Origin of the sequence: Agrobacterium sp. SUL3 (genome assembly GCF_001263295.1) — a bacterium.
Lineage (GTDB): Bacteria > Pseudomonadota > Alphaproteobacteria > Rhizobiales > Rhizobiaceae > Agrobacterium > Agrobacterium tomkonis.
Window position 1 is genome coordinate 236,941 of record NZ_KQ414502.1, and the last position, 20,959, is coordinate 257,899.

The window sequence follows — 20,959 nt, forward strand, 5'->3', positions numbered from 1 at the left end:
TGTTACCTGTAACCTGCTTCGCCTGCCTTGTGCAGCTTGGGGCCGCGTTCCTCGATCGGCTCCAGAGCCTTGTCGACGGGAACATTGGGGGCGTCGTGAATGCTTTTCAGTGCGCCAACCGGATTATAGGCCCATTTCACCGAATTGCTGATGACCTTCTGGACATTGGCATCGTGATAGGTGGGATAGGTCTCGTGGCCGGGGCGGAAGTAGAAGATGTTGCCTGCGCCACGACGCCAGGTGAGGCCGGAACGGAAGACTTCACCGCCCTGGAACCAGGAGATGAACACCGTTTCCAGAGGCTCCGGCACGGAGAACTGTTCGCCATACATTTCTTCGTTTTCCAGCTCGAAATGCTCGGGCAGGCCGGCTGCAATCGGGTGGCGCGGATTGATGGTCCACAGGCGCTCGCGTTCACCCGCCTCACGCCATTTCAGCGCGCAGGGCGTGCCCATCAGGCGCTTGAACGGCTTGGAGAAGTGGCCGGAATGCAGGACGATCAGGCCCATGCCTTCCCAGACGCGCTTGGCGACACGCTCGACGATTTCATCCTGCACCGCGCCATGATCCTTGTGGCCCCACCAGACCAGAACATCGGTCTTGTCGAGGCGCTCCTGCGAAAGCCCGTGTTCCGGCTCCTGCAGCGTGGCGGTGGTGGCGTTGATCTCGGGGTTCTGGTTCAGCGCGTCGGCAATGGTGTTGTGCATGCCGTTTGGATAGATCGAACGCACCGTCTCATTGATGTGTTCGTGGATATTTTCGCCCCATACAACGGTGTTGATGGTCATTGTCATGCTCCTCGGTGAAAGCCGGGACCTTGGGTGAGCCCGGCGAAAGTGAAAAATTCAGGCGGCACCCCGGGCAGGGTTGCGGGCAAGCGCCCGGCCTTCGGCGTCGAAACGGTGGATCTGCGCCGCATCCGGCACGATGGCGATACGTTCGCCGGCCGTGCGGCCGGTCACGCCCTCTTCGCGAACGACGACGGGTTCACCCGCGCCGATCTCGACATAGATATAGCTGTCCGATCCCAGCATTTCCGAATGCACGATTTCGCCGCTCCAGCCGCTGCCATCTGTGGCGATGGTGATGTGTTCGGGGCGGATGCCGATGGTTTTTGCGCCTTCGGATTCGGCATATTTGCCAGACAGGAAGTTCATCTTCGGCGAGCCGATGAAGCCGGCGACGAAGGTGTTGACAGGGCTTTCGTAAAGCTCCAGCGGCGTGCCGATCTGCTCGACCCGACCGTCGCGCAACACACATATGCGGTCGGCGAGCGTCATCGCCTCCACCTGATCGTGGGTGACGTAAATCATCGTCGTGTCATGCATCGAGCGGTGCAGCTTGGCGATTTCCAGACGCGTGGCGACGCGCAATGCCGCATCGAGGTTGGAAAGCGGCTCGTCGAACAGGAATACCTTGGGATCGCGCACGATGGCGCGGCCGATGGCGACACGCTGGCGCTGGCCGCCGGAAAGCTGCTTCGGCAGGCGCTCCAGATAGGGCGTGAGCTGCAGCATCTCGGCTGCTGCCTCCACGCGCTTCTTGCGCTGTTCCTTGTCCGCGCCCGAGAGTTTCATGCCAAAGGCCATGTTTTCGAACACGGTCATATGCGGATAAAGCGCATAGGACTGGAAGACCATGGCGACGCCACGCTTGGCGGGCGGCAGGCGGTTCACCGTCTCGTTGTCGAAGGAAAGCGTACCACTGGAAATTTCCTCCAGCCCACAGATGAGGCGCAGAAGCGTGGACTTGCCGCAGCCGGAGGGGCCGACGAAAACCATGAATTCGCCGGAGCGGATATCCATGTCGATGCCCTTGATGACATCGAAGGCGCCGAAGGATTTGCGAAGATCGCGCAGTTGAATGGTGGTCATTTGGTTTCTCCTAGCCTTTGACGCCGCCGGCGGTGAGGCCGGAGATGATGCGTCGCTGGAAGATCAGAACGAGGACGACGAGCGGGGCGGTGACGATGACCGACGCGGCCATGATCGTTCCCCACGGGATTTCGAACTGCGAGCCGCCCGACAGGAGCGCTATGGCGACGGGCACCGTGCGCTGCTCGTTCGATGAGGTGAAGGTGAGCGCGAAAAGGAATTCGTTCCACGCTGCGATGAAGGCGAGAAGCCCTGTCGTGACGAGTGCGGGCCACATCAGCGGCATGAACACCTGGGTGATGATGACCCATGGCGTCGCGCCATCGACAATCGCTGCTTCCTCGATCTCGATCGGCAGGTCACGCATGAAGGTTGTCAGCACCCAGACCGTGAAGGGCAGGGTGAAGATCATGTAGGAAAAGATCAGCGCCAGCGGCGTGTTGAAGATGCCCGCCCAGCGGATCAGTTCAAACAGGCCGGCGAGAACGGCGATCTGCGGGAACATCGAAACCGACAGGATGGTGAGCAGCAGCAGCGAGCGGCCACGAAAGCGGACGCGGGCCAAGGCATAGGATGCCGTTACCGCAAGGAACAGCGACAATATGACGACGGAAGATGCAACGAACAGCGAATTGCCGAGATTGCGCAGGAACGTGCCGTTGCCGATGACGAAGCTGTAATTGGTCAGCGAGAAGTCACGCGGCCAATAATTGACCTGGAACAGCGCCGAGCCGGATTTCAGGCTCGTCAGGATCGCATAATAAAACGGGAATACCGAAATCACCATGATGATGGCGACCAGCGCATAAAAGGCGGTGGTTTTCAGGATGCTGGGCAGGGTCATCGCGCGGCTCCATCGGTGTTGACGCGCCCGAGCCACATGTAAATCACGGTGATCGAGGCGATGATGAGGAACAGCATGGTGGACGCGGCAGCACCGTAGGAGAACTTGTCGAAATCGAACAGGTTCTCACGTGCCAGCACCGACATGGTGCGGGTCTGGGCGTTGTTGGGCGTCAGGATATAGATGAGGTCGAAGACGCGCATCGCATCCAGCATGCGGAAGATGACGGCAACCATGAGGGCCGGGCGGATCATCGGCAGGGTGACGCGGAAGAACACCTTGACCGGATGAATGCCATCCACCTTGGCTGCCTCATACATATCCTTCGGCACCATTTGCAGGCCGGCGAGAATGAGCAGCGCCATGAAGGGCGTTGTCTTCCAGATGTCGACAATCAAGACGGCGACCATCGCGGTTTCCGGATTGGCGGTCCAGGCGATCTTGCTGGAGATCAGCCCGAGATTGAGGAACAGGTCGTTCAATATGCCGAACTGGTCGTTCAGCATCCATGCCCACATCTGCGCAGAAACGATGGTCGGAATGGCCCAGGGCACGAGAATGGCGGCACGCACGAGGCCGCGTCCCTTGAATTCGGCATTCAGCACCAGCGCGACGATGAGGCCGAGTACCGTTTCGAGGCTGACAGAGACGACGGTGAATTTTAGCGTGTTGAGAACCGCGCCCCACCATGCGGGATCGGCAAGCAGGCCGCGGTAGATGGTGCGGCCGCTGCTGAGCGTGATCCATGTCAGGTAATTCTTGAGGCCGACGAATTGCGCACCTTCGAGATTGGTGAGCGAGGCGTCGGTGAGGCTGAACCAGACGGTGCGCACGAGCGGCCAGCCTGCCACCAGTGCCAGCACCAGAAATGTGGGGGCAAGAAACAGCCAGGCGGATTTCAGTCGTTCCGACTGCAGGTCGGAGCCGGTGCTGGATGCCGCGACCGGCCTTTGAAGGGCGATGTCGTTCATGGGGATATCTCGCGGTTGGGGCGCGGAAAACGATCAGACGAGACCGCCTCCCGCGCGGGCCGGATTACCAGCCGTTGCCTTTGAGATCGGTCAGTTCAACCTCGAGAAGTTCGAGATTTTCCGCCGCCGTACCGTTGCCAGAGAGCGTGTTGTGCACGGCGCCCCAGAACTTGGCCGAAACCTCGTTGTATTTTACCTTGGCCGAGGCGGATGGACGCGGAACGGCGGTCTGGAAGATCGGCTTCCATGTCGGCATGAAGGGCTGGGCGGCCGCGACATCCTTGTCGTCGTAAAGCGAGGCGATCGTCGGCATGTTGGAAAGCTGGATTGCGCGCAGCTTCTGGGTGTCCTTCGATGCCAGGAATTTCACGAGCTGGATGGCCGCTTCCTGATCGTCGGAATATTTCGAAACGGCGAGGTTCCAGCCGCCGAGTGTCGAGGCAGGGGCTTCACCTTCTGCACCGGCCGGAAGCGGGGTGACGCCGAACTTGTCTTTAATGGCGCTGTCGGCGCCGTTACCGAGCGCATAGGCATAGGGCCAGTTGCGCATGAAGACGGAATTGCCGGTCTGCCAGACGCCGCGCGCTTCCTCTTCCTTATAAGCAAGCACGCCCTGCGGCGCGATGGTGCCGACCCAGCCCTTGGCTGTTTCGATGGCGGCTGCAGCCTTCTCGTTGTTGATCGAGATATCGCCGTTGCTTTCGACGATATGGCCACCGCCGGCGGAGGCGATCCATTCCAGCGCGTTGCAGGTCAGGCCTTCATAGGCGCTGCCCTGGAAAACGAAGCCCCAGAGGTCCTTCTGTCCGCCCTCGCGTTCCTTGTCCTGAATTTCCTTGGCGGTCTCGCTCAGTTCCTTCCAGGTTTTCGGCGGCTGCTTGCCGTATTTTTCCAGAAGGTCCTTGCGGTAAAACAGCGCCGGTGCGTCGGTGAACATCGGCATGGCGACGAGCTTGCCGTCAACCGTCTGCGAGGCGACGATGGAGGGGAAATGATCGCCGATGACATCCTTGGTCGCTGCGGTCAGATCCACGAATTGCTCGGCCAGCTGCGGCGCCCAGATCACGTCGGTCTGGTAGACGTCGACATCCTTGTTGCCGGCGGCAAGCCAAAGCCGGTACTGGCTGAACTGCTCGCTTGATGATGACGGCATGGTGACGAGATTGACCTTGTGGCCGGTTTCTTTCTCGAAGGCGGCGATGCGTTCGCGGAAGAACGCGACGTTCTTGCCGGTCGAATTGGCGGCGATCGAAAGTTCAGCTGCCTGCGCGGAAACAGCTGCAGAAAACACCACTCCACACAGGAACAAAGTCTTCATGGAAATATTCATTGTCAAACTCCTCCGTTGACGCTCCCGACTATCCTCAAAATTGAAAGCGCTTTTGACTGACGGAAAGCTCGCAAAAGCTAGACAATCTGTCAATACTCTTTCTAATTGAGCGAAAATTGGGGGTTTTCGTCTGGAATTTTTCGGCTTTGCCTTTCAGGAAATCCAACTGTAAGGTTTCAGTTGAAAGAAAATTGAAATCGTTTTCAATTTTTGTCGGCTTGAAAAATCCGCAGCGGCAACGCATGCAGGGGCAAATTGGCAAAAAATATGAAGCTCAAGGAATTCGCAGAGAAGGTCGGGCTGTCGCCCACCACCGTCAGCCGGGCGCTTGGCGGCTATCCCGAGGTGCGCGAGGAAACTCGGCAGCGGGTGATGGAGGCTGCGCTGAAATACGGCTACCGGCCCAATGCCAACGCGGTGCGGCTGGCAACTGGCAGGGCGGGTGCCATCGGTGTCGTCATGGGTCGTTCAGGCGGCGGGCATTTCTTCTCGGAATTCATGGGTGGAATGGCGACCCGGCTGGAAGGGGAAGAGACCGACATCCTCGTCAGCGTGACTGTCGACAATGACCTTGACGAGGAACTGGCGATTTTCAGCCGGCTTGCGTCGAGCGGACGGGTGGATGGCATCATCGTGCATTCACCGCGCCCGGAGGATGAGCGCGTTGCGCTGCTCAACCGTCTGGGTGTGCCGTTCATCGTGCATGGCCGCTCGAAGACGCCCTTCGAACACGCCTGGCTCGATATCGACAATCATGACGTGACCTATCGTCCGACGATCCATTTTCTGGAGCGTGGACACAGGCGGATTGCTCTCATCAACGGTCCGGTCGGCCGTACCTTCGTGCAGGATCGGGAACAGGGTTTTCGCGATGCGCTGGCGACCCACGGCATCACGCCGGATCCGCGTTTCATGATCAGCGAGCATTTCAGCGAGGAGACGGCTTTTCGCTTCGCCCGCTCGCTTCTGGAGCAGACACCGCGTCCGACGGCCTTCGTTGCGGGTGCGATGATGACGGCGCAAGGTGTGTATCGCGCGGCGACCCAGTTGGGTCTGACGATCGGCAAGGACGTCTCCGTCATCGCCCATGATGACGTGTTTCCCTATCTCACCCCGGGAAGCATGATGCCGCCGCTTTCCACCACCCGCTCCCCCATGCGCATGGCCGGCATGCGGGTGACGGACCTGCTTTTGCAGATCATCGGCGGCAGGGCGGTGCGCGAAGTGCAGGAATTGTGGCCGGTGGAACTGATCCTGCGGGAGTCGGTTGGGCCTGCCTGAGCTTGTCGGCATAGCTCACTGATTCCACTCCATTTTGTGAACGTCAGTTGATAACGTTCGCCTTTCGTCATCTATACGGCGGCGACATCTCATGTATAATCGAAGCAGTCGTGTTCGTTATGGAACAGGACTTGGGCCGGCGCGTTGAGGGGACGTGTCGAAGGAGGACGACGGATGTTTGAATTTTTAAAACCGCAACAGCAGCCTGTGATTGATGATGTGGAAGCGACCGGCACCTACGCCGACGCGCTGCTCAATGTTCCAAGCCCGGAACTGACCCGTTCGACAGCCCGTGAGCATGGCCATGAGGCCCATTCCCGCGATTATTGCGAAAACCGCGATATTTCCCGTAGCGCGCTCGGTTTTGCCTGAGCCGTCAAAAAAGCTTCTTCAAAAAACGGAACGGACGGCCGGTCCCGGCGTTTTCCCTGTACAACCACGGGGCGGCGCAACCGGACCGGAGGGACCTGATCGGCATATGACCGATGGGCGAATTTGTGCGTTGCGCCGCCTGAATGGCGACGGCGCACGCGCGTTGTCCCGATAGATGAAAGCGCAATCTGTTTCGGATCGCGCATTTATATCAGGAGGCCGCGATGTCGACCGTTCCCGTCGAACCCTATCCCGAACCACCAATGCCGGTGCCGCCGCAGCCGGATATTCCGCCGATGGAAGAGCCGGAACCCGACAGGCTGCCGGATGAAATTCCGACCCCCAATCCCGACGAAAACGATCAGCCGCCAAAAGTCCTCTAGATGGCTTTATTCTCGGAGTTTTCGAACTTCTTGCTGATGAACACCGAGCCTGCAAGCCCGAAGCGCCATGGATAATCCACAGCGCGGCTGATGCCGATGCGCCTGCCGCTGGTAACCGCTGCGGCTTCCTTCGGCAACCGCAGAAAAAACGGAGGGGCGTCGAGCGGCATGCCGTCCATGTCGCCGGTAATCGCCATGGCCTGACAAAGCCTGCCGGGGCCGGAACACAGAAGTTTTGGCTTATCGGTTCTCCGCCGCAGTTTCATCATGTCCAGGCCGGTCAGCGGTTCGATCGCCCGCAGAAGCACGGCAGAGCCGGGCGCACAGACGAAATTTGCGCACCAGTGAATACCATAGGACCGGTAGACATAAAGATGGCCAGCCGGGCCGAACATTGCCCTGTTGCGTGGGGTCTGCCCGTTGAAGGCGTGGGATGCCGGGTCGTCCGGATGATAGGCTTCGGTTTCCACGATGATGCCGCCGGCATTGCCGACGCGAAATTCCGCACCGATGAGCGCACGGGCCACATCCAGCGCGTCACGCTTGAAGAAATTCGCCTGCATTTCCGGGCTAAAGGCCTGATTCATCTGGAACCCCTTCCGCTCTGCCATCGTTGTGAATTCAGGTTTCAGTGTTACCGCATCGGCTGGATAAGCCGATACTTTTCAAATCGGAGGGCATGTCATGCAACTTTCCACGACCTATGTAAAACGCAATAACGGCGTCATATCCGTCGAGTTCGTCGGCAGCGACGGCGACCAGGTCTCCGTCCGTCTCGCCGATGGACTGGAAGGGATCGATGATGCAGAGGCCATCAAGCGCGCCAGTGCGGTGATGGTTCAGCTGACGGCTTTCGGCACCCGCCACGGCGCTGATGCGTCGTCGCAGTTTTCCGCGCTTGGAACGGCGCAGGGTGATGGTCCGCATGGTCAGGCAAGCGCCCGCACCGCGAAGGATCGCGATATTCTGGAAGAGGAATTGGACGAGGGACTGGAAGACAGCTTTCCAGCCAGTGATCCGGTTTCGGCCACCGTCACCTCGATAGCCTCGAGAAAAGGCGGGGTGTGACATTGGCTCATCGCAAAGTTGCTCTCGTCACCGGCGCAGGTTCCGGCATCGGACGTGCCGCCGCCCTTCATCTGGCTGCGGCAGGTTTTTCGGTTGGCTTGCTCGGCCGCACCGAATCCGAATTGCAGGCCGTGGCCGAGGAGATAAAGACCGCATCCGGCTCTTCCAAAGTTCTTCTCGCCGATGTTTCGGACGAGGCGGCCATGCGACACGCGGTCGCAGCGCTCGTGGAGGATTTCGGTCGCCTCGATGTCGTGGTGGCGAACGCTGGCGTCAACGGTGTCTGGGCGCCCATCGATGAGTTGAAGCCTTCCGAGTGGGACGATACGATCCGCATCAACCTGCGCGGCACCTATCTCACCGTGCATGCCAGCGTACCGCATCTGAAGGCGGCCGGTGGCGGCTCCATCGTGATCGTCTCCTCGATCAACGGCACCCGCACCTTTACCTCCCCCGGCGCTACCGCCTACTCCGTGACCAAGGCGGGGCAGCTTGCCATGGCCCAGCAACTGGCGCTGGAGCTTGGGCGTCACCGCATCCGCGTGAATGCCGTGTGTCCGGGCGAGATTGAAACGGCAATTGACGAAAACACCGATATACGCGGACGCGAAAAGACCGAGGTGCCGGTTCGTTTTCCAGCTGGCGATATTCCCGTGACCGGCGGCGTGGCGGGGTCGAGCGACGATGTCGCCGCGCTGATCGGTTTTCTGGCATCGGACGCGTCGCGCCACATTACCGGCACACCGGTATGGATCGATGGCGGGCAGGGGCTGCTTCGATAAGTGTGTCCGTCTGCCCCGCTCCTCACGGGCTTGTGTCCTTATGATTAACGAAAGGGTAACGTCTGTTCACGAGACTTTGTCCATGTGCGAGGTTGCCGCGTTATGGCCACCTTCGCTAGTTAAGCGTCTGCCGGAAAGGCGGGCAAATCAGGCGAGCAGAACGATCCATGGACATGAAGGCATTGCTGGATTTCGCGGTTGCGGGGTTACGGCTGAAGGTGATGGCGGGGGTAAGAGTAGCTGCGGTCGTCGCGATCGGCGGCGGTCTTGCTGCGTGCACCTCCATGGGTCTCGACAGCGTCAAGAAGGACCCGCCGAAGCTGTCGTCCAAGATGATGGCGCAGATGTCTGCCAAGAGCATGCGGCCGGAAAGCCCGGTCCTCGTTCGTATTTTCAAGCAGGAAAGCGAGCTTGAGGTCTGGAAGGTCGACAAGACCGGAAGCTATGCGCTGCTGAAAACCTATCCCATGTGCCGCTGGTCCGGAAAGCTCGGGCCGAAGATGAAGACCGGTGACCGGCAGGCGCCGGAAGGTTTTTATCACGTCTCGGCCGGCATGCTGAATCCGAATTCGCAATATTACGTCTCCTTCAATCTCGGTTATCCCAACCGGCTGGAATCGGCGCTCGGTTACACCGGCGAAGCGCTGATGGTGCATGGCGCCTGTTCGTCGTCCGGCTGTTACGCCATGACCGACCAACAGGTGGGCGAGATTTACGCCGTCGTGGCGCGTGCGCTGCAGGGCGGGCAGGATCGTTTTCAGGTACAGGCCTATCCCTTCCGCATGAGCGCACGAAACATGGTGGCGCATCGCGACGATCCCAACATGCCCTTCTGGCGTACGCTCAAGGAAGGCTACGACTATTTCGAGGTGACGCGCCGCCAGCCCAAGGTCTCCGTTTGCGGCCGGCGATATGTCTTCAACAGCGAATTCGCCGAAGGCGAGCCTGCTGATCCTCTGGCGGCCTGCCCGCCAGCCACCAATCAGCCGGACCCGGCGGTGGCGTCGAAACTGGCCGAGGAACAACAAAAAATTGCCGCCGCGATGAACGAGGGAACTTCCGTACCTCTCAGCGCGTATGTAGACGGCGGCATGCATCCGAGCTTCCGTGCCATTCTGAAGTCCAGCGGCGCCAAGTCCATGGCATCGCAGGTTTCCGGCACGAAGTACCCTATCAGCCGCCCCGATGCGGCGCTGGCAGACCCCTTTGCCAGTGTGAGATGACGTAAATGAGGTTTTTCAATTGAACGAGACGACAACGACCCGGCGGGGTTTCCTGCTTGGAGCAGGTGGATTGGCGCTTGCCGGCCTTGCCGGCTGCAACACCACGGCGCGTGAAGCCGCACGGCCGGCCGCCCCCGCAGAAGATCCGATGTATGCGCTGATGTACGGCCCCAAGCCGGACGAACAGTTTCCGCTGCCGGAAATTCCCTATAAGCGGATTCCGCGCCAGTTCCTGCGGCAGATGGTGGCCAATCCCACGGGCGAGCGTCCCGGCGTCATCGTCGTCGATACGGCCAACCATTTCCTTTACCTCACCTATGAGAACGGTCAGGCCATGCGTTATGGCGTCGGCCTCGGCCGCGCCGGTTTCGAATGGGCCGGTCGCGGCGTCATCCAGTACAAGCGCCAATGGCCGCGCTGGACACCGCCCGATGAAATGATCGCCCGTCAGCCGGAGCTGGAGCCCTATAGCAGCCGCAATGGCGGCATGGAGCCGGGCCTCAAGAACCCGCTCGGCGCGCGTGCGCTTTATATCTTCAAGGACGGCAAGGACACGATCTACCGCCTGCACGGTTCGCCCGAATGGTGGACCATCGGCAAGTCGGTATCGTCAGGCTGCGTGCGCCTCATCAACCAGGATATCGTCGATCTCTATAATCGCGTGCCGGATGGCACGCCGATCGTGGTGACGGCGCTCGGCCCGGTGCAGCAGGGCGTGCCGATCGGCCAGGAAGGCGTGCCCGTTGCCCAATATGGCAATGGCGTTGTCGGCGACGGCCTGTCGCAGCCGGTTCAGACTTACTGATAGACAAGAATTTCCAGCCGCTGAAATCAGCGGCTGGAAACGATGGACGGATGGCAACGCAATGCTTCCGTCTCAGGCCACGTGACGGATAATGTCTTGGCCACCAACATCTTCCATATCCAGACGGAAACGTGAAACCAGCGCGCGCAGCTTTGCCGTTTCCGCGGCAAGCGTAGCCGAAGCTGCGGTGGATTGCTCCACCATGGCCGCATTCTGCTGGGTGGCGTGATCCATGGAGTTCACGGCCGCGTTGATTTCGGCGAGTCCCGTCGACTGTTCGGCGGCTGATGTCGCAATCGCCGTCATGTGCTGGTCGATGCCGGCGATGCGTTCGCCGATATCCTTCAGCGCCGTACCGGTATCGAGAACCAGCTTCACGCCGCTTTCCACTTCTGCCGATGATTGGCGGATATGGTCACGGATTTCGCTTGCGGCCTTTGCGGAACGCTGGGCAAGATCACGCACTTCCTGCGCCACCACGGCAAAACCTTTACCAGCCTCACCGGCGCGGGCGGCCTCCACCCCGGCATTCAGCGCCAGAAGATTGGTCTGGAAGGCGATTTCGTCGATGACGCCGATGATGCCGGTAATCTGTCGCGATGATGTCTCGATGCGGCGCATCGCCTCTTCGGCGTGGCTGACCACCTCGACCGATTTCAGGGCGCTATGGTTGGCGTCGGTGGCGGCAAGCCGCGCCTCAGACGTGCGTTTGTTGGCGTTTGAAACATTGGCCGTGATTTCCTCCAGCGCTGCGGCGGTCTGTTCGAGGGAGGCTGCCTGATTTTCCGTGCGGCGGGAAAGGTCAGAGGCGCCGGCGGCAATCTCGCGGCTGCTGCCGTCTATCGTGCCGATGCCATCGGAAATCGCAAACAATGTTTCGGCCAGCTGCCGGACAGAACTGTTGAAATCATGCCGCAGGGCTTCAAATTGCGGGGCGAAGGCCTGATCGAGCTGGAACGCCAGATCACCCGAAGCCAGCCGCTTCAGACCGCTAGCGAGGCCGGATGTGGCAATGCGCAGCCGTTCGGAAGCGTCCTCCTCGGCCTGCTGGCGTGCTGCTTCCTGATCGGCTTGCGCCTGCCGGCGGGCTGCCGCCGCCTGTTCTTCAAGCACTTGATTGGCGATTGCCGCCTGTCGGAATATTTCGACCGCGCCGGACATGGAGCCGATCTCGTCCTTGCGATCGATGCCGGAGGGTGGCTGAGACGTATCGCCGCCCGCCAATGTTTCCATGTTCTTTGACAATTGCAGGATGGGTTGGATAACCGATCTGCGGGTGAGAAGGAAAAGCCCGACGGAGAAGATTGCCGCCAGAACCAGCAGGACCTTCAAGGCAAGGTTGATGGTCGCCTTGGTCTTTTCGCTTTCGGCCGAGGCGGCATCGGACAGGGCCTCGATCTGGTCGCCGGCCACTTCCATCGCTTTTTCCAGCGCCGAGAATTGCCGCATGAACTCGGGCATCAGCTTGATCGCCTCTTCCGGGCGGGAACCCGCAAGGCCGACAACCGCATTGGCCGCTTCCATATAAGCGAGCAGTGGTTTTTCGACGCCATCAATCACGGCCTTGACGTTTGTGCCTGCTGACAGGGACCTGTTGGCCTCGATCATTTCGCGGAAGCTGGCTTCATGTTCGCCAAGGTCAGCCTCAACCGCCTTAAGGTCGAGGCCCATGCTGGCATTGGTGGAAAGAATGGCGGCAAGTACGTCGGAGCGCAATGCATCATGCATCATGTCCGCTTGCATGTGGTTGCGCAGCACTTCGGCCGAAAGTGCGACATATTCACTGTTACGGTTTAGCGTTTCCGTTGCCCACATGCCAACGCCCGTGGCGGCGCCGGTGATGGAAAAGATCGCAATGCTTGCCAATATTATCTTTTTCTGAATCGACGCCATGGAGACGTTCCCGCGCTGTTGGTTATACTGCAGAAAAATAATAGAACATGCTTAATAAATGATCTATGTGCGGGATGATTTTGATAAAAGCGAAAAAAGGCTGCAATTTGTATTGCAGCCTTTCCTATATTAGAAATTTATACTTTTAATTTGCGCGTTTCAGCGCGTCACCGAGGATCGAGACGATGTCGTCGAAATGGGGTTTTTCGGCAATCAGCGGCGGCGAGAGGGCGATGATGTCGCCGGTGACGCGGACAAGCAGGCCGCGCTCGAAGCAATCCACAAAGATATCATAGGCGCGCGCGCCGATGGCGCCGTCGCGCGATTGCAGCTCGATGCCGGCGATGAGGCCGATAGTGCGGATGTCGATAACGTTCGGCAGGCCCTTCAGCGAATGGATGGCGTCGTGCCAGACATCCTGCAATTCGGATGCGCGGGTGAAAAGGTCTTCATCGCGATAGATATCGAGCGCGGCAATGCCGGCGGCGCAGGCGACGGGATGGCCGGAATAGGTATAGCCGTGGAACAGCTCGATCTGGCTTTCCGGGCCATGCATCAGCGCATCATGCACCTTGCGGCTGGTGAAGACCGCGCCCATGGGGATCGCGCCATTGGTCAGCCCCTTGGCGGTGGTGACGATATCAGGCGTAACACCGAAATAGTTGCTGGCGAAGGATGAGCCCATGCGACCGAAACCGGTGATGACTTCATCAAAGATCAGCAGAATGCCGTGCTTGTCGCAGATGGCACGCAGGCGCTCCAGGTAACCCTTTGGCGGCACCAGCACGCCGGTGGAGCCGGCCACTGGCTCGACGATGCAGGCAGCGATGGTTTCCGCGCCATGCAGGGCGACCAGCCGCTCCAGATCGTCGGCAAGTTCTGCGCCGTGCTCGGGCTGGCCCTTCACGAAGCTGTTCCTTGCAGGATCATGGGTATGACGCAGATGGTCGGCGGGTATCTGCGGGAAAACCCGGCGGTTGTTGACGAGGCCGCCGACGGAGATGCCGCCAAAACCGACGCCGTGATAACCGCGCTCACGGCCGATCAGGCGGCTGCGGGTGCCCTGGCCGATGGCGCGCTGATAGGCGATGGCGATCTTAAGGGCCGTATCGACCGATTCCGAGCCTGAGCCGGTGTAAAAAACGCGATCAAGCTTTGCACCTTCAGGGCCGGGGGCGATTTCCGCCAGCCGCTCGGCGAATTCGAAGGCGACGGGATGGCCCATCTGAAAGGAGGGCGCGTAATCCATGGTCGAAAGCTGGTGCTTGACGGCGGAGGCGATCTGCTGGCGGCCGTGGCCGAGATTGACGCACCACAGGCCAGCCGTGCCATCGAGAACCTGGCGGCCGTCATTGCTGGTGTAATACATGCCCTCGGCGCTCGTCAGCAGGCGGGGATTGGCCTTGAACTGCCGGTTGGCGGTAAATGGCATCCAGTAGCTGTCGAGTGAGGTGGAATTGGATCGGCTGGGGTTGTCCATCATGGTTCTCCTGTTCGTTGCCGATGATTGAAAGCTATTTTTCAGAGTGAACAAGCCCTTTTCTCTCTGTGGCCAAGTCATTGAAAATGCTGTAGGCGAAATGCAGTGTTTTCGATATTTCGAACAACGGTAACGGGGGCGGCAGCATGTCGGTGGATATAGGCGGGCGTTTGCGCCATTTACGGCTGCGTCACAACATTTCCCAGCGTGAACTGGCAAAGCGCGCCGGTGTGACCAATTCAACGATTTCGCTGATCGAGAGCAATACCTCCAACCCGTCCGTCGGAGCGCTGAAGCGTATTCTGGACGGTATACCGATCGGCCTCGCCGAATTTTTCGCCTTCGAGCCGGAGACAAACCGCAAGGCCTTCTATCGGGCGGATGAGTTGGTCGAAATCGGCAAGGGGCCGATCTCCTTCCGGCAGGTGGGCGACAACGTCTTCGGCCGCAGCCTGCAAATCCTGAAGGAATGTTACCAGCCGGGTGCCGATACCGGCAAGGTGCCGTTGGTGCATGATGGCGAGGAGGGGGGCATCATCCTCTCCGGGCGTCTGGAAGTGACGGTTGATGAGGAGCGGCGGGTGCTGGGGCCGGGCGATGCCTATTATTTCGAGAGCCGCAGGCCGCATCGCTTCCGCTGCGTCGGTCCCGTGCCCTGTGAAGTCATCAGCGCCTGTACGCCGCCCACCTTCTGATTCCACAGCGTTCTGCTTGATGTGAGGGTTGCAGAGCACTCTGGTTATCGCAAGCGGAGCCGAATCCCGGTCGGGGCTCGAATATTTTGAAGATATTCTGCGGCTCCAGCGCAGTTTTTTGCCATTATTTTGCCGCTTTTGCGCCGCTCTTGCAATTTTTCCATCGCTTTTTCTTGGCGAAGGCCGAGTGTCGGGTAAAAAAATCCCGCCTAATATGTCAAATTTTATATGCATTGCCGCAATCTTGCTGCGGCGCAAAAAAAATTAATAGTCTGTTACACGCATGGCTGTTCTTGGCGTTCCTGTGTCATCCGATTAAGCCATAAGAAACATATAAGAAAAGACTGTAGGCGGTCGAAAATACAATACATGCCAGGAGGCCACCCATGCTCTACGCACATGGCCCTAAGCGCATTTGTTTCTTTTTTATGCAACGCTTAATATTGCCCGGAGGTTGATCGACCGCCGCCGCAAGAAATCGCATAGACGGTCATGGGCAATGTGCCTTACAAAAAATCCATTAGCATCAAATTCCGAACACAGACTTGTTATCTCCTTTAGACGGAAAGACGCGCCTTCGGGCACCGACCAATCGCAAAACATAAATGGAGTTCTCTCTATGAAGTCCGCGACCCAATCGGCTGAACAGACACTCAGTTCCGAAGATTTCGATGTCAGTTTCCCTATCGGGGGCATCGCAAAACGCAGCTTCGATATGGCATCGGCTGCACTTGCGCTGCTCATCTTCAGCCCGATTTTCCTGCTGATCGCCGCTCTGGTGAAATTTTCCGATCCCGGTCCGATCTTTTATGGTCACCGGCGTGTGGGACATAATGGCCGCTATTTCCATTGCCTGAAATTCAGGACGATGGCGATGAACGGTGACGAGATGTTGCGGCAATATCTTGCCGCCAACCCGGAAGCCGCCGAGGAATGGCGCGCGACCCGCAAGCTCAAGAACGATCCGCGTGTCACCGCGGTCGGCGCCGTGCTACGCAAGCTTAGCCTTGATGAACTGCCGCAGCTCCTCAACATCATACGTGGTGAAATGAGCGTGGTTGGCCCGCGCCCCGTCGTTGACGAGGAGTTGAGCTATTATGAAAGCGCTGCCGCTTATTATCTCAGCACCCGTCCGGGCCTGACCGGCCTGTGGCAGATCAGCGGCCGTAACGACGTATCCTACAAGACCCGCGTGGCTTTCGACACGCAATATGTGCAGAACTGGTCGATGCGGCAGGATGTCTTCATCATCGTCAAGACCATTCCCGCCGTGTGCCTGTCGCGCGGCAGCTACTGAAATCAATATTGAGTTCGGCTTTATCGATTTTCGTTTCGACACGCACCCGACCGGGATCCCAAGTCCGGTCTTCGGGTGCGTCATTGGTGCTAACAATAGCGGCCGCTTCTGCGGCGCTGCGCAGCCGGGCTTGCCCGGTTGCCTATCGTCTGATCGCCTGCATGGCGATCAGCAAACAGGGAGTCTCCCGATGAACGGCCTTTTTGCCACCCCCCGCCGTCCGCTTGCCGCCCTCGTGCTTGCCGCTTCCGTCGCCCTGGCCGCACCGCTCTCCGCAATGGCGGCAGAGGGTGGGCAATATAAGCTCGGCACCGCCGACAAGCTGCGCATCCGTGTTGCCGAATGGCAGCCGGCCGATGGCAGCATCCGCAACTGGGACGTCATCAATGGCGATTATTCCGTCGGCCCATCCGGCGCGCTGTCCTTGCCATTTATCGGCCAGCTGGATGTTTCGGGGAAAACGCCTTCGGAAGTCGGTGAGGCGATCGGCGCTCAGCTTCAGAGCAAATTCGCGCTTCGCAACCTGCCCTCGGCTTCCGTCGAAATCGCCCAGTTCCGGCCGATCTTTCTCAGCGGCGACGTGCAGACGCCGGGCGAATATCCCTATGCCGCCAATCTCACGGTGCTGAAGGCTGTCAGCCTTGCCGGCGGCCTGCGTCGCTCCGACGCCGGCCAGCGTTTTGCCCGCGACTTCATCAATGCGCGCGGCGATGCCGCCGTCTACGACAATCAGCGGGCAAGGCTGCTGGCGCGCCAGGCGCGGTTGATTGCCGAGGTCAAGGGCGATCAGGCCATCGCCAAGACGCCTGAAATGGAAAAGATCAGCGAGATCGATACGCTTCTCGCCAGCGAAAGCGCGCTGATGAAATCCCGCACCGAGCGTTATACGCTTCAGCTGAAGGCGTTGACGGATCTGCATGCCCTTTTGCAGAGCGAAGTCGAATCGCTGAATAAAAAATCAGAAACACAGAACCGCCAGCTCCAGCTCGCCAACGAAGACCGCGACCGCGTCAACCGGCTGAATGAACAGGGGCTTGCGTTATCGCAGCGGCGTATCTCGGCGGAAGAGCGCGCGGCGGAGGTGGAATCCACCCTTCTTGATATCGATACGCAGTCTCTGCGCGCCAAGCAGGACATCAACAAGGCGACCCAGGACGAGATCAACCTGCGCAACGACTGGGTGGCGCAGCGTTCCAAGGAATTGCAGGACACCGAAGCGGAACTCGACAAGCTCAATCTGCAGCTGACCACCAGCCGTGAATTGATGTCGGAGGCGCTGGCGCAATCGGCCGAAGCGATCCGCTTCGATCCGTCGGGCAAATCCGCGACCATCACCTATCTCGTGGTGCGTGAGGAAAATGGCAAGCCGAAGGAAGTGAAGGTGGAAGAAAACACCCTGCTTCAGCCCGGCGACGTCATCAAGGTTTCGTCCGAAATCCTGATGCAGTGAGGTTTGCATGCGGATTGCCAAATCGGCGCTGATCGATCCCGAACGCAATGAAATCTTCGGAATGGCGGCTATTGCGCTGTCATTCTTCGTGTTCGCCTATTCGTCGCGTTTCGGGCAAATCTCGGTTCTGGCCTATTATGGCATGTGGCTGCCGCTGGTGGTGGTCAATTACCGGCAGGTGCTCGGCAATTATCCGCGTTATCTGTGGATCTTCGCCTTCGGCATCCTGACTGTGCTGTCCAGCTTCTGGTCGGAGGCCGCGTCGGTAACCATGCGCGCCTCCATCCAATATATGACGCATATTGTCTGCGCCCTGATCGCCATGCGCGTCATCTCGATCCGCACGCTGACGCGCGGCGCGCTGATCGGCATCGCCGTGGTTCTGCTCTATTCGCTGCTGTTCGGCATCTATCTCTTCGATGCGCTGGACGGCACCTATAGTTTCGTCGGCGCCTTCTCATCGAAGAACCAGCTCGGTTTTTATGCCTCGCTCGGCGTCATTTTTGCCGCCGGCTCCGTGCTGGTCCTGAAACAGAGGGGCATCTGGCTGCCGATTGCCGGTGTTACCGGGCTCTTATCGGCCTATAGCCTCATCGCATCGCAATCGGCCACATCCACCATCACCACGGCGGCTGTGGTTGCGCTCATCATCGGCTTCATCCCGATCGGCATGCTGTCTCCCGCCAATCGCAAGATGACATTTTTCGTGCTTGGCGGCCTTGGTGCGCTGCTTGTGGTCGCCTCCCTGCAATTCGGCCTGCTCGATGCCATTCTCGGGGTTTTCGGCAAGGATTCGACGCTTACCGGCCGCACCTATCTCTGGCAGCAGGGCATAGAGGCGGCTAAACAGACGCCGATCCTCGGTGTCGGTTATCAGGGGTTCTGGGTGGCGGGTTTTGCCGATGCCGAACGGCTTTGGAACGACTTCTTCATTACCGGCCGCACAGGCTTCCATTTCCATAATACCTATATCGAGACGGTGGTAGAGAACGGCATCGTCGGAATGGTGCTGCTCGGCATGGTGCTTTACGGCACGCTGCTCGGACATCTGCGCTCGGTGCTGATGCGCAAGAGCGATCCGCAGGGCGTTATTCTTTTTGCGATCTGCGCGCTGTTCGTGGTGCGCTCCTTCGTGGAGATCGATATCATCTTCCCCTACCAGATCGGCTCGTTCCTGCTTTATTTCGCTGCGGGCAAACTGTGCCTGCCAGTGAAAGCGGCGCAGAATGGTGAAACTCACCCGGCGATCGGTATGCGGTTGCAGACGAGAGCCTAGAGGTAATCCGCCGAGACATGCGGGCTGGCGTGGATGAATTTCCACATGTCCTTGCTGACATCGACGATATCGGCAATCGACTTTTCCAGATGCTCGATTTCCTTCTCGTCCATGCGTTCAACCTTGCCGTAACGAACCTTGCTGTCGTCCTCCACCAGCCGCATCAGCTGGGTGCTGGCGATTTCGCCCTTTTCGTCGAAGGAATAGATGCAATGATTGTATTTGTTGCGCGTCCGCGCTTCTTTCTTCAGCCGCGCCATGATGGAGAGAATGGTCTTGCGGTCCTGCGTCGGCGTTGAGGGGAGTTTCGCCAGACGCTCGATGAGGTCCATGCGCGCCCGTGTGGTATTGAGCGTCAGAAACACGACGATCGCCGCTTCCTTCTCCACTTTCAGGAGATGGACGATCAGATAGATCATCAGGCTTTCGGTGTTGGTCCATACATAATTCAGCCTGCCGACCAGCAGCAACACATCCGACATCACCGCCATGCTGCTTCTCCCGCCCCGGCGAAATATATTCGGATATTATATGCTGAGCGCTGCGGAAAAGACAGTATAGGTTACTGATATTTCTTCATCTTTCCTTGAAGGCGCGAGACATGCTGTCGGAGATCGGCTTGGTCAGATATTCGAAGAACGTGCGCTCCGAGGTCTGGATCAGAACGTCGGCCGGCATGCCGGGCACGGGGTGGAAATTATGGACCTTGGCGATCTCGTCGTCGGAAACCTGCACGCGCACGATATAGACGTCCTTGACCTGAAGGCCGGCATTTTCCTCGATGCTGTCGGCCGAAACGTAAAAGACCTTGCCGTTCAGGACCGGCGTGGTGCGGCGGTTGAGCGCCGACAGGCGGATCGCGGCGGTCTGGCCCTCATGCAGCTGGTCGATCGAAGTTCTGAGCACCTGTGCTTCTAGGATCAGGGGAACATGGGCGGGCAGGATTTCCATGATCGGCTTGCCTGTGGTGATGACGCCGCCAGGGGTGTGATAATAGGCCCGCACCACGGTACCGTTGACGGGGGAGCGGATGACGGTGCGTTCCAGCACTTCGGCGGCGCCGCGCACCTGTTCCCGGACACTGTCGAGATCAGATTCCGCTGTTTCCAGCGCGTCGAGCGCTGCCTGCTTGTTGGCGTTGACGGCGATGACCGCTTCCTGCTTGAACTTGGCGATTTCCGCCTCACTCTGGTTCATTTCGCCGGTCAGACGGGCGATATCGCCCATGGCGTCGGCAATCGCGCGTTCCAGTGCCAGCATATCGGTCTTGCGGATGACGCCGTCCTTGGCGAGCCGTTCCTTGGAATCGCGTTCCTGCGTCAGAAGGGCGAGTTGCCGGTCGAAGGACTGTTTTTGCCCGTTATAACCCGTATAGCGGAATTCCAGAGAGCGGATGTTCTTTTCGATCAGGTTCAACTGCTCGTCGAGCTTGACGATCTTGCTGTGGAACACGATGTTCTGGCTCTGGATGATGGAGTTGATGTCAGGATCGCCGGCTTCCTTCATGACGATTTCCGGCACCTTGAAGCTCTTTTCGCCCTGCGCTTCGGCGCGCAGGCGCGTCACGATGGTTTCAAGGCGAAGACGCCGCAGCTGCAACATGCGCTCATTGGCAAGCGCCGTCGTCTTGTCGAGCGTCAGCAGTACGTCGCCTTCCTTGACCGTATCGCCCTCGCTGACCATCATTTCCTTGATGATACCGCCTTCCAGATGCTGGACGATCTTGTTGTTGCCGGTGGCGACAAAGCTGCCCTGGGCGATGATGGCGGAGGAGAGCGGTGCGGTGCCGGCCCAATATCCGAAGCCGCCGAAGGAGGCGAGCAGCACGGCAAGGCCGATGGAACTATGCAGGCGAATGGAGCGCGGCACCTCGCTGTACCATTCCAGCTGGCCCTGTGGTTTGATTTCGGCAATGGCGTTTTTCTTCTTGAACAT

Annotated in this window: 21 protein-coding genes; 11 read left to right on the forward strand and 10 right to left on the reverse strand. The window is 59.1% G+C overall.

The window, feature by feature from the left end; all coding sequences use genetic code 11:
* Window positions 1–2 precede the first annotated feature (2 nt).
* The 5 genes from AKG12_RS12235 to AKG12_RS12255 all read right to left on the reverse strand — a co-directional run bounded on the left by AKG12_RS12235 (window position 3) and on the right by AKG12_RS12255 (window position 5,019).
* Window positions 3–788: a ThuA domain-containing protein gene (locus AKG12_RS12235; protein ID WP_046801358.1), complete on the reverse strand. Its 786-nt coding sequence runs from the start codon at window positions 786–788 to the stop codon at window positions 3–5.
* 57 nt (window positions 789–845) lie between these two features.
* On the reverse strand, window positions 846–1,874 hold the full coding sequence (locus tag AKG12_RS12240) for an ABC transporter ATP-binding protein (RefSeq protein WP_052818999.1): 1,029 nt from the start codon (window positions 1,872–1,874) through the stop codon (window positions 846–848).
* A 10-nt stretch (window positions 1,875–1,884) separates the two neighbouring features.
* On the reverse strand, window positions 1,885–2,718 hold the full coding sequence (locus tag AKG12_RS12245) for a carbohydrate ABC transporter permease (protein ID WP_046801356.1): 834 nt from the start codon (window positions 2,716–2,718) through the stop codon (window positions 1,885–1,887).
* On the reverse strand, window positions 2,715–3,689 hold the full coding sequence (locus AKG12_RS12250; protein WP_046801355.1) for a carbohydrate ABC transporter permease: 975 nt from the start codon (window positions 3,687–3,689) through the stop codon (window positions 2,715–2,717). The genes AKG12_RS12245 and AKG12_RS12250 overlap by 4 nt, the downstream gene beginning before the upstream one ends.
* A gap of 64 nt (window positions 3,690–3,753) precedes the next feature.
* A complete protein-coding gene (locus tag AKG12_RS12255) occupies window positions 3,754–5,019 on the reverse strand; it encodes an ABC transporter substrate-binding protein (protein ID WP_046801354.1) in 1,266 nt (421 codons plus the stop codon).
* A gap of 267 nt (window positions 5,020–5,286) precedes the next feature.
* Between AKG12_RS12255 and AKG12_RS12260 the strand changes: the two genes are divergently transcribed.
* The 3 genes from AKG12_RS12260 (at window position 5,287) to AKG12_RS12270 (ending at window position 7,055) form a co-directional block, all read left to right on the forward strand.
* Complete coding sequence (locus tag AKG12_RS12260) at window positions 5,287–6,300, forward strand: substrate-binding domain-containing protein (protein WP_052819000.1); 1,014 nt, start codon at window positions 5,287–5,289, stop codon at window positions 6,298–6,300.
* 174 nt (window positions 6,301–6,474) lie between these two features.
* Complete coding sequence (locus AKG12_RS12265; RefSeq protein ID WP_035243556.1) at window positions 6,475–6,672, forward strand: hypothetical protein; 198 nt, start codon at window positions 6,475–6,477, stop codon at window positions 6,670–6,672.
* Window positions 6,673–6,896: 224 nt separating this feature from the next.
* Window positions 6,897–7,055, forward strand: coding sequence for a hypothetical protein (locus tag AKG12_RS12270; protein WP_052819001.1), 159 nt, complete (start codon window positions 6,897–6,899; stop codon window positions 7,053–7,055).
* Here the strand turns inward: AKG12_RS12270 and AKG12_RS12275 are convergent.
* Window positions 7,052–7,642 (reverse strand): DNA-3-methyladenine glycosylase, encoded by a 591-nt coding sequence (locus AKG12_RS12275; RefSeq protein ID WP_052819002.1) that lies wholly within the window; start codon window positions 7,640–7,642, stop codon window positions 7,052–7,054. The two genes, AKG12_RS12270 and AKG12_RS12275, sit on opposite strands and share 4 nt — an antisense overlap.
* A gap of 97 nt (window positions 7,643–7,739) precedes the next feature.
* On the opposite strand from AKG12_RS12275, the gene AKG12_RS30720 reads away from it, so the two are divergent.
* The 4 genes from AKG12_RS30720 to AKG12_RS12295 all read left to right on the forward strand — a co-directional run bounded on the left by AKG12_RS30720 (window position 7,740) and on the right by AKG12_RS12295 (window position 10,933).
* A complete protein-coding gene (locus AKG12_RS30720; RefSeq protein ID WP_052819003.1) occupies window positions 7,740–8,123 on the forward strand; it encodes a hypothetical protein in 384 nt (127 codons plus the stop codon).
* Window positions 8,120–8,905: an SDR family oxidoreductase gene (locus AKG12_RS12285; RefSeq protein WP_046801349.1), complete on the forward strand. Its 786-nt coding sequence runs from the start codon at window positions 8,120–8,122 to the stop codon at window positions 8,903–8,905. Before AKG12_RS30720 ends, AKG12_RS12285 begins: the two co-directional genes overlap by 4 nt.
* 167 nt (window positions 8,906–9,072) lie before the next feature.
* Window positions 9,073–10,128, forward strand: coding sequence for a L,D-transpeptidase family protein (locus AKG12_RS12290; protein WP_052819004.1), 1,056 nt, complete (start codon window positions 9,073–9,075; stop codon window positions 10,126–10,128).
* A 19-nt stretch (window positions 10,129–10,147) separates the two neighbouring features.
* Entirely contained in the window at window positions 10,148–10,933 is a 786-nt protein-coding gene (locus AKG12_RS12295; RefSeq protein ID WP_052819005.1) for a L,D-transpeptidase, read from the forward strand.
* Between the two features lie 72 nt (window positions 10,934–11,005).
* On the opposite strand, the gene AKG12_RS12300 is transcribed toward AKG12_RS12295, so the two are convergent.
* Together AKG12_RS12300 and aptA are read right to left on the reverse strand one after the other, a co-directional pair.
* Window positions 11,006–12,826, reverse strand: coding sequence for a methyl-accepting chemotaxis protein (locus tag AKG12_RS12300; RefSeq protein ID WP_052819006.1), 1,821 nt, complete (start codon window positions 12,824–12,826; stop codon window positions 11,006–11,008).
* Between the two features lie 145 nt (window positions 12,827–12,971).
* The gene (gene aptA, locus AKG12_RS12305; RefSeq protein WP_052819007.1) at window positions 12,972–14,306 is read right to left on the reverse strand and encodes an omega-aminotransferase AptA; all 1,335 of its coding nucleotides are present in this window, start codon (window positions 14,304–14,306) and stop codon (window positions 12,972–12,974) included.
* Between the two features lie 146 nt (window positions 14,307–14,452).
* On the opposite strand from aptA, the gene AKG12_RS12310 reads away from it, so the two are divergent.
* From AKG12_RS12310 to AKG12_RS12325, 4 genes are all read left to right on the forward strand, one after another.
* Complete coding sequence (locus AKG12_RS12310; RefSeq protein ID WP_052819008.1) at window positions 14,453–15,001, forward strand: cupin domain-containing protein; 549 nt, start codon at window positions 14,453–14,455, stop codon at window positions 14,999–15,001.
* A 619-nt stretch (window positions 15,002–15,620) separates the two neighbouring features.
* The gene (locus tag AKG12_RS12315; protein ID WP_046801344.1) at window positions 15,621–16,298 is read left to right on the forward strand and encodes a sugar transferase; all 678 of its coding nucleotides are present in this window, start codon (window positions 15,621–15,623) and stop codon (window positions 16,296–16,298) included.
* 190 nt (window positions 16,299–16,488) lie between these two features.
* Complete coding sequence (locus tag AKG12_RS12320; protein WP_046801343.1) at window positions 16,489–17,748, forward strand: polysaccharide biosynthesis/export family protein; 1,260 nt, start codon at window positions 16,489–16,491, stop codon at window positions 17,746–17,748.
* Window positions 17,749–17,755: 7 nt separating this feature from the next.
* Entirely contained in the window at window positions 17,756–19,024 is a 1,269-nt protein-coding gene (locus AKG12_RS12325; protein ID WP_052819009.1) for an O-antigen ligase family protein, read from the forward strand.
* Here AKG12_RS12325 and AKG12_RS12330 read toward each other — a convergent pair.
* Together AKG12_RS12330 and AKG12_RS12335 are read right to left on the reverse strand one after the other, a co-directional pair.
* Window positions 19,021–19,515 (reverse strand): hypothetical protein, encoded by a 495-nt coding sequence (locus tag AKG12_RS12330; RefSeq protein ID WP_046801341.1) that lies wholly within the window; start codon window positions 19,513–19,515, stop codon window positions 19,021–19,023. The genes AKG12_RS12325 and AKG12_RS12330 overlap by 4 nt on opposite strands.
* 85 nt (window positions 19,516–19,600) lie before the next feature.
* Entirely contained in the window at window positions 19,601–20,959 is a 1,359-nt protein-coding gene (locus AKG12_RS12335) for an HlyD family type I secretion periplasmic adaptor subunit (protein ID WP_046801340.1), read from the reverse strand.

Coding starts and splice junctions, on each gene's coding strand:
- AKG12_RS12235 (WP_046801358.1), bottom strand. CDS start 788: ATGACCATCAACACCGTTGTATGGGGCGAAAATATCCACGAACACATC.
- AKG12_RS12240 (WP_052818999.1), bottom strand. CDS start 1,874: ATGACCACCATTCAACTGCGCGATCTTCGCAAATCCTTCGGCGCCTTC.
- AKG12_RS12245 (WP_046801356.1), bottom strand. CDS start 2,718: ATGACCCTGCCCAGCATCCTGAAAACCACCGCCTTTTATGCGCTGGTC.
- AKG12_RS12250 (WP_046801355.1), bottom strand. CDS start 3,689: ATGAACGACATCGCCCTTCAAAGGCCGGTCGCGGCATCCAGCACCGGC.
- AKG12_RS12255 (WP_046801354.1), bottom strand. CDS start 5,019: ATGAATATTTCCATGAAGACTTTGTTCCTGTGTGGAGTGGTGTTTTCT.
- AKG12_RS12260 (WP_052819000.1), top strand. CDS start 5,287: ATGAAGCTCAAGGAATTCGCAGAGAAGGTCGGGCTGTCGCCCACCACC.
- AKG12_RS12265 (WP_035243556.1), top strand. CDS start 6,475: ATGTTTGAATTTTTAAAACCGCAACAGCAGCCTGTGATTGATGATGTG.
- AKG12_RS12270 (WP_052819001.1), top strand. CDS start 6,897: ATGTCGACCGTTCCCGTCGAACCCTATCCCGAACCACCAATGCCGGTG.
- AKG12_RS12275 (WP_052819002.1), bottom strand. CDS start 7,642: ATGAATCAGGCCTTTAGCCCGGAAATGCAGGCGAATTTCTTCAAGCGT.
- AKG12_RS30720 (WP_052819003.1), top strand. CDS start 7,740: ATGCAACTTTCCACGACCTATGTAAAACGCAATAACGGCGTCATATCC.
- AKG12_RS12290 (WP_052819004.1), top strand. CDS start 9,073: ATGGACATGAAGGCATTGCTGGATTTCGCGGTTGCGGGGTTACGGCTG.
- AKG12_RS12300 (WP_052819006.1), bottom strand. CDS start 12,826: ATGGCGTCGATTCAGAAAAAGATAATATTGGCAAGCATTGCGATCTTT.
- aptA (WP_052819007.1), bottom strand. CDS start 14,306: ATGGACAACCCCAGCCGATCCAATTCCACCTCACTCGACAGCTACTGG.
- AKG12_RS12310 (WP_052819008.1), top strand. CDS start 14,453: ATGTCGGTGGATATAGGCGGGCGTTTGCGCCATTTACGGCTGCGTCAC.
- AKG12_RS12315 (WP_046801344.1), top strand. CDS start 15,621: ATGAAGTCCGCGACCCAATCGGCTGAACAGACACTCAGTTCCGAAGAT.
- AKG12_RS12320 (WP_046801343.1), top strand. CDS start 16,489: ATGAACGGCCTTTTTGCCACCCCCCGCCGTCCGCTTGCCGCCCTCGTG.
- AKG12_RS12325 (WP_052819009.1), top strand. CDS start 17,756: ATGCGGATTGCCAAATCGGCGCTGATCGATCCCGAACGCAATGAAATC.
- AKG12_RS12330 (WP_046801341.1), bottom strand. CDS start 19,515: ATGGCGGTGATGTCGGATGTGTTGCTGCTGGTCGGCAGGCTGAATTAT.
- AKG12_RS12335 (WP_046801340.1), bottom strand. CDS start 20,959: ATGTTCAAGAAGAAAAACGCCATTGCCGAAATCAAACCACAGGGCCAG.